Genomic DNA, 18,577 nt, shown 5'->3' with positions numbered 1-18,577 from the left:
CTCCTGAATCTGCATAATTTTGCTTTAACGATGGGCTTCCACCCACGCACCAAAAGCCTCAAACGGCATCGGCTTGCTGAACAAGTAACCCTGCGCCAAGTCGCACCGGTAAGTGCTGAGTTTTTCGATGATTTCCTGAGTTTCCACACCTTCGGCAGTCACCTGCAATCCTAAGTTGTGCGCCAAGTTGATGGTGGCTTTAACGATGACTGCATCGTTTTCGCTGTGCAACAAATCGACGACAAAGGATTTATCGATTTTTAATTCCGTTAACGGCATGCGTTTTAAGTAAGCCAGTGACGAATAACCCGTACCAAAGTCGTCGATAGACAATTTGTAGCCCATTTCATTCAGGCGCTGAATCACTTCCATGGCCCGCTCCGGATCGGTCATGATGGAACTCTCGGTAATCTCCAACATCATCCAGCCGGGTTTGATATTGGCCGCCGCCGCCACACCGGCCATCACATCCGGCAGCTCAGGATCGTGTAAATCCTTGGCGGACAGATTGACGGAGATAATCAGTTCCCAGCCGCGCTTGCGCCATTCCGCACAGTGTTTGAACGATTGTTTCAGCATCCAGGCAGTCAAATGCTTGATCACCCGGGTTCTTTCGGCCATGGGTATAAATTCATCCGGCGCGATAAAACCATGCTTAGGGTGTTGCCAACGTACTAAAGCCTCCGCACCGTAAACCTGCCCGGTTTGCACCGACACCTTGGGTTGGTAATAAACATGTAATTGCTCTTTTTCGATAGCCTGGCGCAGCTCGCTCATCAGCGTTAAACGGCGCGGGCTGTGATCGTCGTAAGACGGCGCGTAAGTGGTGTAGCCTTCGTGCGATTGGCCGGCTACGAATAATGCCACGCCGGCTTTTTGCACCAAGGTATCGACATCGTCGCCATGCTCGGGGAAATTGACGATGCCGATATTACTGTGAATCACCAAACTCAGACGCTCGACTTTAAAAGCCGGATCCAGGGCCGCCTGGATATTTTTGGCCAATGTCAGGCCGGCAGTTTCGTTATCCACCGCCGACAACAACACGCTGAAAATATTGCCGTCGATACGGGCGACACTATCAGTACCCAACACCACGCTTTGCAGGCGCGTGGCTATCTGTTTCAAAATCAAGTCGCTGCTGTTACGACCCAGTGTGTCGTAAACTTCCTTAAAATTGGCGACTTCCACCAACAAGATAGACAGCATTTTGTTTTGATTGCCGGCGGCTAACATCGCTTGCTCCACCCGGTCGTAGAACAATACCCGGTTAGGTAGGTCCGTTACCGAGTCGTGGGTGGTGGAATAACTGACTTGTTTTTCCAATGATTCGGCGCGAGAGCGCAGTTCCTGGGTCTGGTCCAAAATCATCGCCCCGGCTTGATAAGCGATGACCGAGCTGGAATATTGGCCCCAAAATCCAAAAATGAACGGTAGCGCTTCAAGCATCCACAGACCGTAATTTTCGGTTTGGGCTTTAATGATGCCGTTTAAGGAAATTTCGCCGACGTAGTAATAACTCAACGCCAACAGCGCACTGAGAATGCTGGCAATGGCGATAGCCACGCCTTGATATGTGGTTTTAGATACCTCGCTTTTCAGCACGCGAACATTTTCGTTCAGTATGTTTTTGGCGGGTATCATCTGTTTCTCGGCGTCTGTTTCATGAATTTGCTATCGTCGTTTAGCTTCTGCCGACCAAGCTTTGCAAGCTGGGGACCTCGACAAAATTCACTAAATATAGTTAGCCAAAACGTTAATTACAAACCTAAGCCTCTTAAACCACCATCTCGGCTTGCAGCAATTTAATCTGATCCCTGATCCGCGCGGCATCTTCAAATTCCAGATTTTTGGCGTGCTGATACATTTTTTCTTCCAGTTGTTTTAACGCCTTCGCAGCCTGTTTGGGTGTCATGGCCTTGTAATTACCGGCCGGTTCGGCGACTTTCGCCCTGGCGTTGGAAATGGAACCGCCGGAACCGGGTATCGATAACTCCAAAATATCGGTAACCGATTTGAATATGGTTTTCGGCTGGATATTGTGCTGTTTATTAAACGCTTCCTGCTTATCGCGGCGGCGCTCGGTTTCTTCAATAGCCAGTTGCATCGAACGAGTAATCTTGTCCCCGTAAAGGATTACCTTGCCATTGGCATTGCGCGCGGCACGGCCTATGGTTTGGATTAACGAGGTCAGCGAACGCAGGAAACCTTCCTTATCCGCATCCAAAATCGCTACCAGCGAGACTTCCGGTATATCCAGACCCTCTCGTAACAAGTTGATCCCGACTAGCACGTCGAACACGCCTAACCGTAAGTCGCGGATAATCTCCACCCGCTCCACCGTTTCGATGTCTGAATGCAGATATCGCACCTTGACACCGTGCTCCATCAAATAATCGGTCAAATCCTCCGACATGCGTTTGGTCAGGGTGGTAACCAACACCCGTTCCTGCACCGCAGTACGTTTGGTGATTTCCGATAACAGATCATCGACTTGGCTGGTCGCCGGGCGCACTTCGACAATGGGATCGACTAGGCCGGTCGGGCGCACTACCTGCTCCACCACCGCGCCGGAATGTTCTTTCTCGTAAGTACTGGGCGTGGCGGACACATAAATACGCTGACCGCAGATTTGCTCGAACTCCTCGAACCTCAGCGGCCGGTTGTCCAAGGCTGAAGGTAATCTAAAGCCATATTCCACCAAGGTTTCCTTGCGCGAGCGGTCGCCTTTATACATCGCGCCAATCTGCGGTACCGTGACATGGCTTTCGTCGATGATCACCAAGGCATCCTTGGGTAAATAATCGAACATGGTCGGCGGCGATTCACCGTCTGCGCGATTGGACAAATGCCGGGAATAATTTTCGATACCGGAGCAATAGCCCACTTCCATAATCATCTCGATGTCGAACAGCGTGCGCTGCTCCAGCCGTTGCGCTTCCACCAGTTTATGGTTGTCGCGCAATTGCTCCAGGCGTTCGGCCAGTTCGATTTTGATTTTTTCCACAGCGGTCAGCAACTGATCGCGCGGTGTGACGTAGTGACTTTTCGGATAAAGCGTAAAGCGGGCCAGGCGCTGAGTGACTTCACCGGTTAGTGGGTCGAACATCGACAACCTTTCGATCTCGTCGTCAAACAACTCGATACGCAGGGCTTGTTCTTCCGACTCGGCTGGAAACACGTCGATCACCTCGCCGCGTACTCGATAGGTAGCGCGGCGCAGTTCGGTGTCGTTGCGGGTATATTGCATTTCCGCCAAACGCCGCAGTATGTCGCGTTGCTTGATCATATCGCCGCGCACCAAATGCAGCACCATCTGGAAGTAGGATTCCGGCTCGCCCAAGCCGTAAATTGCCGATACCGTGGCGACCACGATGGTATCGCGCCGTTCCAGCAAAGCTTTGGTGGCCGACAAGCGCATTTGCTCAATATGCTCGTTAAGTGAGGCGTCCTTATCGATGAAGGTATCGGAGGCCGGAATATAGGCCTCGGGCTGGTAATAGTCGTAATAGGAAACGAAATACTCGACACTGTTGTCCGGGAAAAACTCCTTCATTTCGCCGTACAACTGCGCAGCCAGCGTCTTATTCGGCGCCATGATCATCGCCGGCCGCTGGGTTTGCTGTATCACATTGGCGACGGTAAAGGTCTTGCCCGAGCCAGTCACGCCCAGCAAGGTTTGATGCAATTCACCGTCGTTGATGCCCTCCACCAGCGCCGCGATGGCTGTGGGCTGGTCGCCAGCCGGTTGATAGCGGCTTTGAATTTTGAACGGTTTATGCGCCGGTCCCTTTTTTTGCGGCCGCGCTTCTTCCACGCCCAGAACACCCGTGATCGCCGACTGGCTAATCTCCATGCGCCGTTTATCGCTCATGCCCTACCCTCTGAAATTTGGTTCAACACCGGCTTATTTACAAGCCGTTTCCGGCTGGTCGTATCCTAGGGTATCCAGCTCCGTCTTCGGATGCAAAAATCCTTCGACCGGCGCCACGCTAACTAAAGATCGCGGTGCAGCCAATAATACCGGTTGCCGCAATTGACCGTCCCAAGGGCGGAACGACAGGGGCACGCCCTTGTAACCTTGCAACGCAAACGCTTCGGAGAAGACATAATCCTTAATCGCCTGAGTTTGATTGGACTTGCTGCGGACGCTGGCCTCGCCTATCGCCCGCACCGCCAGATAGGCGGCATAATCTTGTTCTTCCATCCAGCGGCCGGCGGTGTCCTTGAAGCGATTTTGCAATTGCACCGCGCCCCATTGTTCGTGGGTTCTGTGCCAGGCGGTGGCAACCAAACCCTGCGTGCCGATCACGGGACGCGGTTTCCAGGTCCGGTAATCCAGATATTCGCCAAACAAGCCCTGTTCGTCTGCAACAACCAACACATCGTAATCGTCCACTTGGGTAAATACCGGCACGTCGGATTGGGCGGTACGGCGGGCATCGTAATCGTTGGTCCAGGCTTTTTCCGCGACCAGTTTGATGCCAAACTTCTTGGCCGCGCGTTTAATGGCCGCTGCATATAACTTGTCTTCCGGCGTGGGGCCTATCACCAAAAACCAGTTTTGCCAGCGTTTTTTGAGCATATATTGCGCCAGCGCATCGGCACGCATGGCCCGGCTGGGTAATAGGTGCAAAATCTGATGGCGGCAATCCGTGTTGCGCAACTCGTCGTCGCTGGTAGAAGCATCGAACAGCAATTTGTTTTTCGCCGCCGGCAAATCGGCGAGCTTGTTTAATTGGTCTGGCTGCACGTTCAACACCACCAAACCAACATCCTCGCCTAATTGATTGAAGGCCTGCTGCAAATCGCCGCCCACCGGCACCACAACCTTCTTTAACTCGTAGTGCTGGCCGGTAAATTGCCCGGTAGTATTATTGTCGGCAATCGCCAGTTCGGCACCGATCTGGCCTTTGTTCTGGATAAACGGATCAAGGTTGGACAAGGCTGCCGGCGCTGCTCGCTCCTGACTGAAATAGCCGATTTTGACTATCTGCTTGGCAGGCTCGGCGGGCTTGGTGACCTGCGGTTTGGCCGGAACGGCTTTCTTGGCAGGCGCGGCAATTGCGTCGCTGCTTGGCAACGCGACAAGCCAACAAAAACAAACTGAAATAAGCGCGATTTTTTTCATAATCCGATACGGAACGACATAAAAGCGTTATTTTAACGGATTCGGTTCGGCCGGGCTCTGTCAATAATCGTCCCGCTCTATTGAATTTTAGTGGTTTAACATCAATACTTAGCCACCTTTACATTCGCCGCGTTTGCCATGTCTGAGCCAGATTTCTCTTTAGATTTTCTCGATCAAGAGGTCACGATTGATAGCTCATGGTCTAACAAGCGTAGTGCGGTTCGCTATCGACGCAACGACATCCGTGCTGCCGTCAAAGTCAAAAGTATCTGGTTTCCACGCCTGTTTCCGGTCGTGTTGCGGGATGTGAGTAGCCGCGGCGCGGCGATATTCAGCGAAAAAAAACTCGGCAAGAATCAGCGGATATTCCTGTATTTATTGTTCGCCGACGGCAAGCGTTTCGATATACCCGCGCTTGTTGTACATTGCGACCGGGAAAACGGCCGTTACGGCATCAAGTTCGACAACATTGAAAAACATTTGGCAGAGCATTTACTGCACACCCAAACCGATCTGCTATTCAGCTAAGCGCAAAACAATATGCCAATACTCAGTGAAATTTATATATACCCAGTCAAATCGCTGGCCGGCATTCGCGTAGAACACTGGCCGGTCGACCACAAAGGCTTGCTGTACGACCGAAAATGGATGCTGATAGACGGCGATAGACAGTTCCTCAGCCAACGCCGTTTACCAAAAATGGCCTTGATTCAAACCCGCATTGCAGATCAACAGTTAATTTTGTCGGCGCCCAATCAAGCGGACCTAACACTGCCTTTGCAATCCGAAGACGGCGACGACATTGAAGTGGTAGTCTGGCACGACGTTTGTGTCGCCAAAACCTGTGGCGCTGTTGCCGATGCCTGGCTGAGCGATTTTTTACAAACCGAGTGCCGGCTGGTCTACCAAAGTGATGACGATATTCGTCAGGTCGATCCTAACTATGCTTTAGAAAGCGATCAAACGTCGTTTTCCGACGGCTTTCCGTTTTTGATTGTGTCGGAAAATTCATTAAACGCTCTCAACCAAGCCATGCCGTTGGCAATTGACATGATTCGCTTTCGGCCAAATCTGGTCGTCAGCGATTGCGACAGCTACGCCGAAGACACTTGGCGACGACTTAGCATCAACGATATTGGTTTTAGATTGCCCAAACCCTGCTCGCGCTGCTCGGTGCCCACCATAGACCCGCTCACCGCCGAAACCGGCAAAGAACCGTTGACGACGCTGAATCGTCTGCGCAAATGGCAAAACAAAGTCTATTTTGGGCAAAACGCCTTGCACGATAAACCCGGCAGCTTGGCAGTCGGTCAGACCGTGCTGATCCATGAAATCGGCGAACCGCAGCCTCCGCTATCCCCAACTTAGAAAATCCCGCACTTTCATTACTCCTCGTTCGGCGATTGCCGGTTCGCGAGTCACGCCATCAATGGTGGTATCCGCGCATTTGGGTGCTTCCCATGTAGATGCTTTGTTTACCTGTTTGTTGAAGCTGTTCGCCTGGCTAATCGGGGCTTTTGCAGTTTCACATCAGTTTGACAAAGCCTTCCTCTGCTTATTTAGTAATGGGTATTTCCAAGCTAAAAAGCCTACTTTCAATTACCCGCTCTATCGAGCCAAGCAATAAATCAAACCCCGCCCCGACATAGAAACGATATTTCGTACTTCATGCGACATATCGTGCCAAAACGCTTCCACACCAATTTTGCATGCTGCCCCCTCCTGCCAAGCACAGCCATAAATTATCTTTAAAAACATAAAGATAAATTATTTTCCCGCACAAAATTAATAACTGGCATAAGAATTGGCTATTAATTCCCGTAATACAATTTTTTTGAATAAAACAGAAACCAGTTAATTCAATTTATATGGCAATTTAGCAGTATGAGAAATTATTTTAAGCAACTGCATTTAAATACTTACTAGACGTCTGTATTTTGCACGCAACCAGTCATTAATATAAATATATTACCGCCAAATCTAATCAAATATAGAGGTATCAAGATGGAATCAATTAAATTTAAAAAGAGCATCGGTAGCGATTTTAAGAAGCTACCTACAAACCACGGTTGCCGGATTCGCAATGTCGCATTGGCTATCACATTGCTGCTCGGCGCCCATTCCGGATCGGTATCGGCTGCGGCTTTTGACAGCAATATTGTAATCCGCGGTTCGGCCGAGTTTGATAGCCTCGGTTCCCCGGCTGAGCCGATAAACGCCATCCAGACAGGCTCGCTGACCAGCATTATCGCCGGCTCTACTTCCACCACCACGCTGGTGGGGTCCACGGTCACAGGTCCTGACCCCTTGTCAGGCACCTTAAGCCAGATCGGCGATGGTTTTGGTATCAATTTAAACGCTAGCGGCACTGGCGGCGCCGAGCCCTCAAGCATCAGCCCGCTGTTCGGCGACTATACCTTTTCGATTGAGAACAAGTCTGCCGTGGATAGTTTTGTGGTGAACTTGCAATTCCAATACAGCCATCAAGTCGAAGCCACCGACACACCGCCGCTGAACAATGACGGCGAATTCGCACAGTCCATAATTGGCTTTTACAAAGCCGATGGCAAGGAACTGGCGTTTTCTAAAATTATTTCGGATCCCGTTCGCGGTAACGAAAAATTCATACCCAGTAATCCGAATACCAATATCGCTACCGGTAAAGGCGGCCTGGTATCCGACGTCGGCACTCTGCTGCTGTCGTTTCTATTAAACCCTGGCGACTTAATCAGCTTTGGCGATAGCAACCCCGATCTATTCATATTCGGCGGCGCGGACTCCGGCAGATTTTCGATAAATGCGTCCAGCCTGATTACAGTCGATTCGGTCACCAAGCAAACCAACAACACGGTACCGGAGCCGGAAACCCTGTGGTTGCTGGCTATCGGCTTGATCTCAGTCCTTACCAGCAAACGCCGTCACTACGCTTTCAATTAATTTCAACTCAATTTAAAGGTACTCAACATGTCAAAAGCATTCAATAAACCACTCTTGAAACTCGCCATGATCGCTATCACCGGCTTACCAGTATCAGCCTCGGCTTGCGGTTCCGACCCCTTTCTCGGCGAGATTTGCACATTTAGCTTTAACTTTTGCCCGCGCGGTTATCTGGAGGCCGCCGGACAGACGCTGAGCATTGCGCAAAACACAGCCTTGTTTTCATTATTGGGTACGCAGTATGGCGGTGATGGACAAACAACATTTATGCTACCGGATCTGCGCGGCCGTTCGCCAATCGGGGTCGGACAAGGTCCGGGGCTATCGCCAATATCGATTGGCCAAGAAATCGGCATAGACTTTGTAACCCTACAACCAAGCCAAATGCCTTTACACTCCCATGGTGCGCAAACTTTTTTAGATAACGTTTCCGCTACGATTGACGCAGTAAGTACAGCCGGCAATAAGAGTACGCCCTCCGGCAATGTATTGGCGGCCTCGACATCGAGAGATAATATCTATTCAAGCGATGCCCCCAACGCTTCCCTAAAGGCAAACATCATAAAATTTACGGGTAGGCCAACCACTTCCGTTCAGCCTGCGGGACAAAGCCTGCCTTTTGATAACCGTTCACCTGCTTTGGGTATCACTTACTGTGTAGCCACACAAGGTATTTTTCCTGGCCGAAATTAACGGCTGGAATCTTATAAATCTGCCCTGTTAATCGCAAATAGTCTGAAGTGATATTCACGACACATAGTGCCCACGCAAAAAAGTGGGCACTATGTAGCTAGGCAAAACACGCTGCTGACTGAGCCACATGATCAACCCTTAGCCGGGTAAGCAAAAACCGGTTTACCCGAGTTTAAATCCCACAAAAAAACCGCCTGCACCGCTAACACCCCGGCTGGTAAACACCGCCAGCCGATCCAGCAAGAAACTGCCGGATTCCTTGGCAGCCTCTGCGGCTGAGCTAGCCGCATTTTCCAACGCCATATTGTTGATGTTGATAAGATCGTAATATTCGGCAACGAACAATATCGACACAATCGCCCCACCGACAAACAAGGCCGTGCGCAGCATTTTTTTGGCGAAATAGCCAATCGCCATTCCCAAAATAAACGGTGCGCCTAAATTACCCAGCAAAAAGGCTTCGGAAAAAATATCGTTGGATGCGTGTGTTTCAATGGCGTTATTCATAAAATCCAGTCGTAAAATGTTTAAAAATTTTCGACGATTTTATAACGAATCCGGCAACATAGAGCATTTACTGCGCAGCAACATCTAAGCCGCCTGCGACGCATAACACGGGCCGGCAAGCGCATCTGCCGCTATGGCTTGTAAGTCAATCACCCTATCCACCGAGGCGATAGTCTCCGGGCGATGGGCGATGATGATGCGGGTCAATTTCAGTTGCTGCACCGCACCGTTCACCAGTTTTTCGCGGGCCACATCCAAGTGGCTGGTGGCTTCGTCCAACACCAGAATTTTTGGGCGTTTGTATAAAGCGCGGGCCAGCAGCACCCGTTGTTTTTGGCCGCCGGACAACACCGTGCCCATATCACCGATCAGTGTGTTGTAAGCCATCGGCATGGTCATCACATCCTGATGCACCGCCGCCAGTTGCGCGCAGGTTTCGATCCAGGCTTGATCCGGCTCCGGGTCAAAAAAACAGATGTTGTCGGCAATAGAGCCGGCAAACAATTGATCTTCCTGCATCACCGCCGCCACCATATTGCGGTAATCGTGGCTGTCGATGCGGTTTAGGCGCACACCGCCGATCAGGATTTCGCCGGCACTGGGCTGCAATAAACCCAAGATTAATTTGGCCAGCGTGGTTTTGCCGTAACCGGACGGACCAATGATCGCCACCGACTCGCCTTCGGCAAAATCCAGATTCAGGTTCTTCAGCACCGGCGGCTCGGACGGCGCATAACTGAAATCCAGATTGCGGATTTGGATCGATGCCGCCAGTTGCTCGTGACGGGCACCACTAACATGCTCATCTTCGGCTTCCGCCAACGCAATATCGGCGACCCGTTCGGTGTGTAAGCCCAGCATTTTGAATTCGATGCCTTTTTCGATGAAGCTGCCCACCCGATGAGTGAACTGGTCTTTAAAGGACATAAACGCAAACAGCATCCCCACCGAAAAGCCGCCGTCCAGAATAAACAAGGCGCCTAGCCAGATCACCGCGATGTTTTCCACCCCAAACAACAAGCTGTTCAGGGCGCGGTAAATGATATTGAGCTTTTGCACGCGGATGCCGGCGTTGAAATGATCGACCATCAAATTTTGATACCCGTGCCGGCGTTGCAACTGGCGATTAAATAACTTCACGCTTTGCATGCCACGCACAGTTTCCAGCAGATTGGTTTGCTGCTTGGCGGCGCGCAGGATTTGCTCTTCGCTGGCTGCGCGTAATGGGGCGAACGACAACAAGCGCAATACTCCGTAAAGCAGCGCGGCCAAGCTGACGATAGCCGCAAGCTTCCAGCTGTACACCAGCATCATACCCAGTGTCACCAACGCCATCACGCCGTCAATAATCGCTTCCAGAAAGCTGGTGGTCAGGGTGCGTTGAATCACGTTTAAGGATTCGAAGCGCGAGACGATGTCGCCCAGATGCCGCTTCTCGAAGAAATTCATCGGCAGCTGCAATAAGTGTCCGAACAGATTGCTCATCATCTGCAAATTCACCGACGTACTGAGTACCAGCACCACCCACGAACGCAGCGCGGTAATGCCGATCTGAATCAAGGCCAACAATAAAAATCCCAATCCCAATACCGTCAATAAATTGGTATCCCGGGCCACCACCGCGTTATCCACCACCAGTTGCATAAAAAAAGGCGCTACGATTGCAAACACTTCGATGGCTGCCGCCAATAAAATGATTTGCAAGGTAGCGCTGGAGGCACCGTTCAATCGGCCGATGAGGCGGGAAAGTTTGATTTGTTGACGTTCGGTTTTGGCGGTAAAAGCTTGGGTGGGCTGCAACTCCAAAGCAATACCGGTGAAATGTTTGGAGACCTCGGTATAGGGCAAATGCACGGTACCTTTGGCCGGATCGTGTATCGTCGCCACGCCGCGTTTGACCTGGGTCAAAACTACGAAATGATTGAAATCCCAATGCAAAATAGCCGGCAGGCTTAGTCTGCTCAGTTCGTTCAAATCCACCCGTACCGGCCGCGAACCCAGATGCAATTGGTTGGCGATCTGGATCAGATGATTCAAGGTCGAGCCTTTCAAAGACAGGGAAAACTTTTGTCTTAAACTGGCCAGATCCACCCGGTGCCCATGAAAATTGGCCACCATCGCCAGGCAAGCCAGACCGCATTCGGCTGCTTCGGTTTGCAGGATCAGCGGGGTCTTCCTGCGGCCGGAAAAGTCGAGGATATGTTGCATAGTCATGATTAAACCCGTCCTAGAATGCTGTAAAGAGGATCGAACACCCATTCGATCAGGCGGCGATGATCCAACCAAATATCCGCATCCAGCAGCATGCCGGATTGCAGCGGAATATCCTGGCGATAGGCTTGCACCGCTTGTTTATCGATCTCGACAGTGACCCGGTACACCGGCTCTTGCAAAGCCACCGGCAAATCGGCTTCCTTGGGGGTAATCAAGGTTTTGGCGATTTCGACGATACGGCCTTGATGACTACCGAAGCGTTGATAGGGAAAGGCTTGATAACGCACCGACACGGTCTGCCGCTGCTCGACAAAGCCCACCGCGCTGGACGGTACCAATAACTGGGCTTGCAATTTGGCACCTTGCGGCAGGATGGACAGCAAGGGATTGGCGGTCGTGGCATTTTGTCCCTGCTCCGCCAGGATGGTGGTGACGGTGCCGTCGTGCGGCGCGGTGATTACAATATTGCGGCGCGATTCGGATTCGGTGATGTTTTGCGCCAAACTCGAAATATTGCGTTCGATGGCCGCGCGCTGGTTTTTAAATTTCATTTGGCTACTGTCCGCTTCCAACTGCGCGGAGCGGATGTCGCGTTGTAAGGTCATCTGTACCCGTTGCAGGGCTTGCAGCTTGGCTTGGTGATCCAACCATTCATCTTGTTTTTGCTGCGCTTGCACGGCCGAAACGAATTTTGTGCTTAGCAACTGCTGATAGCGCTGCGAAGTCGCGGCGGCACCGGCCAGACGCTGTTGCTGGGTGACTATTTCATTATTGACTTGTTGCAATTCGCGTTGCATGCCATGCAGTCTATCCAACACGGAGCGGTATTGAATCTGGTCGATTTGCTCTTGTTTAACCAATTCGGTTTCCAGACTTTCCCGGCGTTGTTTCAGTTGTTCAATCGCCGCGGCCTGAGCTTGCGGGGTTTCCCGTGAACTACTTTCGGTGGATAACACGAACAAGGTATCGCCGGCTTTAACCGCTTGCCCTTCGCGTACGTGTTTCTCGATCAAGGTGCCGGCCTGCGGCGCATACACTTTGATTAATCCCATGCTCGGCGACAAATAGCCATTCACATGCGATTTACGGGTGTATTCGCCCCAAAAGGCAAAGGCGACCAGCAGCAAAGCGCTGCTGACGGCTAAAGCGGTGAGAAAGGCAAACGACAAGGATTCCACGTGAATAACCTCCCCTAAGGGCTTGTCTTTTTTAAAGTCCAAGGCTTGTTGTCGAAATAACTCATGTTTCATAGCGCCGTTTCCTTCTCACCCTTTTTGACATTGCGACCAAAACCCTCAAAGAACGCCGTAGTCGGCTGCCCGCCGCATGTCTTCGGTCGGCTTGAGGTTATTGGTCACCACTTGCGGACATCTAAAACACGCCGAGCGGCCTTCCTGTAGCCACCAACGACAGTCGGCACGAATCGCGCACACCGGCAATTGCTCGGTGACCGTCGGCGTAAAACGCACGACTTTTTCAGCCAGCCGGCATTTGGACTCCGCTTCCGCGTAGTGACCGCAACCGGTGCAGGCGCACGGCGCGGAAAAGCGGAACACTTCCGCCGGACTGACCGGGCCCGCCAATTCGAGCAATTGCTCGGTCACCGGTTGCGGGGCTTGCAGATAAGCCATTTCCGGCTGATCCGCAGTGCCAGTCATCACCCCGATGACCTGGGCACCTTCCCATTCCGGCTGCGCGCTGGGACATAACACTGGGTTCTCCGAGGTCATGGCCTTATCAACCCAGCTGGGTTGCTCCTTGCAGGCCGCCCGCTAAGCCACCGGCCAAACCGCCGGCACCCTGATTGGTAATCACATTATTTAATCCTCTAAACTGATCGAACCAGGGGCCGCCGGCGATAATGCCTTTATTCAGCACCAAGCTTAACGAGGCGCCGCCGCTAACTTGATCCAGTTGCGCCTGATTCAATTCCACGCCGGCAGCCTCGCGGGCTTGCAAAGCGCGTTCTATACCTTGCGCGGCAAAGGCGGATAATTCATCGGCAGAAATTCGAGTGGTTTTGTTTGACATGACAGCTCTCCAAAAAATAAAAGATGACTTCAGGGAAGTGATTTAGCGCACAACCAAGCCAGCATTGGCTTTAATCACGAACGACCCTGGATTGATGACCGGCCAGAATTTACGGGGAAACTGACTTAAATCAGTGCCGACATCGACTAAACCGCCGGAAACTTGGCTGATTTCCTCAGGTTGCAACACCTTCAGAGCTTGATCTAATTTGGATTTTTGAGACATTGTCTTTCTCCTTAAAAAAGTGATGAGGCCGGCTCATAGCTGGCCCAACGACTGCGATACCGGCAGCATTGCTTACCGAACCACATCCCCATCTACCGGTTTGTGAACTTGAGCGGGTATTGATACTTTAGGTGTTCGCCACCCTGGAAAGCTGTGAAAAATTCCACTGCGAATGGCGGTAGTTTTTCATTCGACAAGGATTCGTGCCGCTATGGCGGCTACGCTAAAAGCGGAGCTTGGCTGGATGCGTAATTTGCGAAACTTTTTTACCGGCTAAATTTAAAGATCGTCTTCAGCATCTACAATTATTATCGCGGCCCTAAAATACCGCTGGCCTAAATGCCTTTGGGGTAAAGGCTCTATCGAAGGCTTAAACCGTTTCAGGCTTCGACGAATGCAGCCCAAACGGGGCAGCAGCGATAAATTGGGCCGATTTGCATGACAATGTCTTTGATACAAATGACGGCATTTATAGAATTTGGCGATTTTCGAGAACCAAACTGATCGGGAGCTGCCGCTTACGCAATTGCCCGAACTCGACACGATTCCAGCTTTGCAGCGTACTGCCCAAGATGCGCTAACAAGATCACTTCACAGCGATAGCCATTGACCAAACAACCATGAATAACGCGCCTTCACCCGCGAAACAGACAACGTTATCCGAAACAGTTGCTCCTTCATTTACCCGAGTTTTAATTTCCAATATCGTGGGTTTGGTGATGTTGCTTGGTCTGGCGCTGTTAATAGGCATGACTTGGCAAAGCGTCGCCAGCACCGAAGAAACCACCCGGCGGGAGGTGAAAGAAACCCTGGACCGCGCGACCGAGCGCCTGCTGATTTTGATTCGCGCGGCGGAGATGACAGCCGAATCCGCTGAACGTGCCGCGATAGCCCCGGAGGTAACGGGCGCCACTTTACAATCGACACTGGAATATTCGCTGGCGGCATTCGAACAACGCCCGGAATTAAGTTATCTGGGCATTTCCTTGGCAGCTTCAGGCGAATACGGCGCGTTGGAACGAACTGCAAATGGCGAGATTTTACTTTGGCTATTTCCGGGTGACCGCACGGAAGGCCCGCCTGCGCGAAAGTTCATATTGACCGAGCAGGGATTCGTGCTCCATCAACAGCTGTTTAACCAACACTACGATCCCCGCAGCGATGCGTTCTACGCAGCCGCTTTGCGCAGCCCGAGCGGCGACACCTGGGTTCCGGCTTACCGCTGGGCGGCGCCATTTACAGGCAACGAGCCTTTGTGGGGCTTCAGCTACGGCAAAGTGCTGAAAGATGCGGGCGGACGTTTGATCGGCGTTCTGGATGCTGACTTCGACATCCCGGCATTGAATAGCTTTCTAAGCGCCATAGGTACGGAATATCACTCCCGGTTTCAGGTCCTGGAGTTGGGAGCCGCTCCCCGCCTAATCGGCGATCAGTTGCAAGTAGGCCGAGCGCCGTTGCCCTTGCCTGCCGATTTGAGCCCTTTGCTGAATTTCACCGGCGAATTATTCCTAGACCGCATGCTATTGGAAGGCGAGCAACGCTGGGTTGCCGCCCGCCGCATGCCGCTGAAAGGCGGCATGTCTTGGTTGGTCATTACTTCGCGAAAAGTATCGTTTATCGAAGACATGCTGCGTCGCCAGTTGTATCAGGTGGGCGGTATGGGCGTGGCAATTACCGCAGGACTGGTGCTGGTCTCAATGCGCATGGCCCGGCGCTTCGGCAAACCGCTGGCGGCGCTGGAGCGCCGGGTCGCCGGCATCGGTCATACCGAACTGGAACCCCCGGCGGCCGCCACTTTCGCCACGAACGAGTTCCGGGAAACCCAAATTCTGGGGGAAGCCCTCGACCACATGGCCGTGGCCGTTAAACAACTGCTGGAAGCCAAGGAACAGCAAGCCGCTTCTCTGGCCTTAAAAGGCGCAATTTTCGACTCCACTCACACCGCAATCTTTAGCCTGGATCACCAATTGACCGTTATAGAATGGAACGCCGCCGCAGAACGTTTGTTTGGCCTGGCGCGTGAATTCATTCTGGGTAAGGCCATCACCGATGCTGTGCTTGCGCCCGACGGCCACGCTGATTGGGCCGAGATTCTCAGCACCACCGATTCCGGCGCGTTTCAATTTGTCGGCACCCAAGGCGTGTTCGACGCGGAATTGCGGGTGGCGGCTTTTACACGCAACGGTTTGGAAGTCCGCACGCTGTTTCTAAACGACATCTCGGAACGACAACGCGCGGATGCCGCGTTGCGGGAAAGCTTAGCCCGCTTCCACGCCGCCACCCGTGCGACCGGAGATGTCGTGTGGGACTGGGACTTCGCCAGCAACAACATCTGGTGGAGCGAGAACTTTCAAATTGTGTTCGGCTACACCACTGACGAGACTTTGCCTTCATTCGACTTCTGGGCCCGCCGCATCCACCCCGACGACCGCGACCGCGTGGTTGCACACCTTCAAGCCACCGTAGCCGGCAGCGAGAACACCTGGTCCGAGGAATACCGTTTTCGGCGCAAGGACGGCAGCTATGCCGACTTGTTTGATCGCGGCCAATTGCTCTGTGACGACACGGGACGCGGCGTGCGGATGATAGGTGCCATTCAGGACATCACCGCGCGCAAACAGGCCGAGCTGCAGATTCGCTATCTGGCCACCTACGACGGCCTCACCGGCCTGCCCAACCGCGACCTGACCCAGGACCGCATTGCCCAAGCCATCGCCCACGCGCGCCGCGCCGGCAATCAGCTGGCACTGCTCTATCTGGATCTGGATCGCTTCAAGATAGTCAACGACGGCTACGGCCATCCATTCGGCGATGCGGTGTTAAAGGTCGCCGCCGAGCGGCTAGGCAGCCTGGTCAGGGACGGTGATACCGTGTCTCGCCTGGGCGGTGACGAATTTCTAATTTTGCTGACTGATTTAAATAAAGATAGCGATGCCTATTTCCTCGCCCAAAAAGTTGTCCGGCATCTTGATTGTCCGCTCCTGGTTCAGGGGCGTAATATCCATTTGTCCGTGAGCATTGGCGTCAGCGTATTCCCGCAGGACGGCGAAACCGCCGAGGCGCTGATCGACAACGCTGACGTGGCGATGTACCGCGCCAAGGACCTAGGCCGCAACACCTGTCAATTCTTCACCCGCGAGATGAGCGAGGAAACCCTGCGCCGTGTCAATATAGAAACGCGCTTGCGGGAAGCGTTGGCATTGGGACAGTTTCAGTTGGCCTACCAACCCAAGGTCAACTTGAAAAACGGCCAAATTTCCGGCTGCGAAGCCTTATTGCGCTGGCAACATCCCGAAATGGGTGCGGTATCTCCTGCCCAGTTCATTCCAATCGCCGAGGACTCCGGACTTATCGTGCCCATTGGCGATTGGGTGCTGCGCGCAGCTTGCGCTCAGGCAAAAGCCTGGACAGACGCCGGTTTGCCGCCGGTCTGTGTGGCGGTGAACATATCCGCACGCCAGTTTCTACAGCAGGATGTGATCAGTTGGGTGATGAATACGCTCGAAGACACCGGTCTACCGGCCTCTCAACTCGAACTGGAACTGACCGAAAGTTTGATCGCTCAGGATGTCGAGAAGGTCATCGCCACTTTTAGCCAGCTCCGGACCGCCGGCGTGAAGCTATCCATCGACGATTTCGGTACCGGCTATTCCAGCCTCAGCTATCTGAAACGATTTCGCGTAGATACCCTGAAAATTGATCAATCCTTCGTGCGCGACATGCTCACCGATCCGGAAGATGCCACTATTGTGTTGGCGGTGATTGCACTGGCGCACAACCTGGCGTTCAAGGTGATCGCCGAAGGCGTGGAAACCGAACAACACTGCCAGTTTCTGCGCGAACACCACTGTGACGAGATACAGGGCTATTACTTCAGCAAGCCATTACCGGCATCAGCATTCGAGGTCTTGCTGCGTACCGGCAAAAGCTGGGTATAAACGGCAGGCGCTCGGCGGGATGGGTTTTGCAAAGTTGAAGTTCGCCAATGCGCCGAGCGCTATTTCCGCTGCCGCCGTAAAAGGGGTATGTCTGTGATTTAATTGGCTGACAATCTGTGAAATACTTCACTATCATGACGCAAACTTAGTAAGCTAGGCGTCACATACAAACCAGACCGTTATCAAAAGCGGCACTCTACTAAACCAAGCGGTTATAGCCTCATCATGCAAGCAGAAGTCATCGCCAGTCTGAACCACATCCCCTTTCTCGCCGATCTGCCCGAGGAGGCTTTGGAAGCTTTGGCATCCAGGGCCAAGGTCATTAAATTTCCGAAAAAGGCGATGATCATCGCCGAGGGCGACCAGACCAGTTCGCTGTATATTATTTTGTCCGGCAAGGTGCGGGTGTTTGGCAGTAACGACAAAGACAAGGAGGTCACCTTATTGATTCAGGAGGCCGGCTCTTATTTCGGCGAACTGGCCTTGCTTAGCGACGAACCGCGTTCCGCCGCGGTGGAAGCCCAGGAAAAAACCGTGTGCGCGGTCATCGCCAAAGCCGATTTCATCCACTGGTTGAAACTACACCCCGATGCGGCGATTGCCTTACTTAAAGTATTGTCGGAAAAAGTTAGATTCCTGACCGAGAAAGTCAAACAAATGGCCTTGTCGAATGTTTACGAACGTACCATTAAGGTGCTGCAAGACATGGCGGAAAAGGAAGGCGACGTCTACGTGATTCATAACCGCCCCACTCAGCAAGAGCTGGCGACCATGGTGGGTTCATCTCGGGAAATGATTAACAAAGTGATGAAAGAACTAACCAAAGGCGGTTACATCAGCGTCGACGAAAAAACCCTCCGCATCGAAACCACCCCACCGGCCGCATGGTGAGCTGCCTGTA

Annotated in this window: 15 protein-coding genes; 6 read left to right on the top strand and 9 right to left on the bottom strand. The window is 52.5% G+C overall.

The window, feature by feature from the left end; all coding sequences use genetic code 11:
* Positions 1-24: 24 nt before the first annotated feature.
* The 3 genes from QLH52_RS04850 to QLH52_RS04840 form a co-directional block, all read right to left on the bottom strand.
* The gene (locus QLH52_RS04850) at positions 25-1,644 is read right to left on the bottom strand and encodes a putative bifunctional diguanylate cyclase/phosphodiesterase (RefSeq protein WP_101053331.1); all 1,620 of its coding nucleotides are present in this window, start codon (positions 1,642-1,644) and stop codon (positions 25-27) included.
* Positions 1,645-1,777: 133 nt separating this feature from the next.
* Complete coding sequence (uvrB, locus tag QLH52_RS04845) at positions 1,778-3,874, bottom strand: excinuclease ABC subunit UvrB (RefSeq protein ID WP_319960744.1); 2,097 nt, start codon at positions 3,872-3,874, stop codon at positions 1,778-1,780.
* A 33-nt stretch (positions 3,875-3,907) separates the two neighbouring features.
* Entirely contained in the window at positions 3,908-5,131 is a 1,224-nt protein-coding gene (locus QLH52_RS04840; protein ID WP_319960743.1) for an ABC transporter substrate-binding protein, read from the bottom strand.
* A gap of 138 nt (positions 5,132-5,269) precedes the next feature.
* Between QLH52_RS04840 and QLH52_RS04835 the strand changes: the two genes are divergently transcribed.
* The 4 genes from QLH52_RS04835 (at position 5,270) to QLH52_RS04820 (ending at position 8,761) form a co-directional block, all read left to right on the top strand.
* Complete coding sequence (locus tag QLH52_RS04835) at positions 5,270-5,659, top strand: PilZ domain-containing protein (protein WP_101053327.1); 390 nt, start codon at positions 5,270-5,272, stop codon at positions 5,657-5,659.
* Between the two features lie 12 nt (positions 5,660-5,671).
* Entirely contained in the window at positions 5,672-6,499 is an 828-nt protein-coding gene (locus tag QLH52_RS04830; protein ID WP_101053325.1) for an MOSC domain-containing protein, read from the top strand.
* 636 nt (positions 6,500-7,135) lie between these two features.
* The gene (locus QLH52_RS04825; protein ID WP_319960742.1) at positions 7,136-8,068 is read left to right on the top strand and encodes a PEP-CTERM sorting domain-containing protein; all 933 of its coding nucleotides are present in this window, start codon (positions 7,136-7,138) and stop codon (positions 8,066-8,068) included.
* 27 nt (positions 8,069-8,095) lie between these two features.
* Positions 8,096-8,761: a phage tail protein gene (locus QLH52_RS04820; RefSeq protein ID WP_205454198.1), complete on the top strand. Its 666-nt coding sequence runs from the start codon at positions 8,096-8,098 to the stop codon at positions 8,759-8,761.
* Positions 8,762-8,923: 162 nt separating this feature from the next.
* Here the strand turns inward: QLH52_RS04820 and QLH52_RS04815 are convergent, their stop codons facing one another.
* From QLH52_RS04815 to QLH52_RS04790, 6 genes are all read right to left on the bottom strand, one after another.
* Positions 8,924-9,268: an FUN14 domain-containing protein gene (locus tag QLH52_RS04815; protein WP_033158788.1), complete on the bottom strand. Its 345-nt coding sequence runs from the start codon at positions 9,266-9,268 to the stop codon at positions 8,924-8,926.
* 84 nt (positions 9,269-9,352) lie between these two features.
* Positions 9,353-11,482, bottom strand: a complete 2,130-nt coding sequence (locus QLH52_RS04810) for a peptidase domain-containing ABC transporter (RefSeq protein WP_225892856.1) — start codon at positions 11,480-11,482, stop codon at positions 9,353-9,355.
* A gap of 2 nt (positions 11,483-11,484) precedes the next feature.
* Complete coding sequence (locus QLH52_RS04805) at positions 11,485-12,732, bottom strand: HlyD family secretion protein (RefSeq protein ID WP_319960741.1); 1,248 nt, start codon at positions 12,730-12,732, stop codon at positions 11,485-11,487.
* A gap of 45 nt (positions 12,733-12,777) precedes the next feature.
* On the bottom strand, positions 12,778-13,212 hold the full coding sequence (locus QLH52_RS04800; protein WP_033158790.1) for a hypothetical protein: 435 nt from the start codon (positions 13,210-13,212) through the stop codon (positions 12,778-12,780).
* A 7-nt stretch (positions 13,213-13,219) separates the two neighbouring features.
* On the bottom strand, positions 13,220-13,513 hold the full coding sequence (locus QLH52_RS04795) for a hypothetical protein (protein ID WP_033158791.1): 294 nt from the start codon (positions 13,511-13,513) through the stop codon (positions 13,220-13,222).
* A 42-nt stretch (positions 13,514-13,555) separates the two neighbouring features.
* Positions 13,556-13,738 (bottom strand): hypothetical protein, encoded by a 183-nt coding sequence (locus QLH52_RS04790; protein WP_033158792.1) that lies wholly within the window; start codon positions 13,736-13,738, stop codon positions 13,556-13,558.
* A 620-nt stretch (positions 13,739-14,358) separates the two neighbouring features.
* On the opposite strand from QLH52_RS04790, the gene QLH52_RS04785 reads away from it, so the two are divergent.
* Positions 14,359-17,676 carry a bifunctional diguanylate cyclase/phosphodiesterase gene (locus QLH52_RS04785; RefSeq protein ID WP_319960740.1) on the top strand — a complete coding sequence of 1,106 codons (3,318 nt, stop codon included), beginning with the start codon at positions 14,359-14,361 and terminating at the stop codon, positions 17,674-17,676.
* A 225-nt stretch (positions 17,677-17,901) separates the two neighbouring features.
* The gene (locus QLH52_RS04780) at positions 17,902-18,567 is read left to right on the top strand and encodes a Crp/Fnr family transcriptional regulator (protein WP_319960739.1); all 666 of its coding nucleotides are present in this window, start codon (positions 17,902-17,904) and stop codon (positions 18,565-18,567) included.
* Positions 18,568-18,577 lie beyond the last annotated feature (10 nt).

The sequence above is a fragment of the Methylomonas defluvii genome (genome assembly GCF_033949435.1).
Lineage (GTDB): Bacteria > Pseudomonadota > Gammaproteobacteria > Methylococcales > Methylomonadaceae > Methylomonas > Methylomonas defluvii.
Note: the sequence above shows the minus strand (reverse complement) of the source record. Positions and strands in the feature narration are given on the sequence as shown.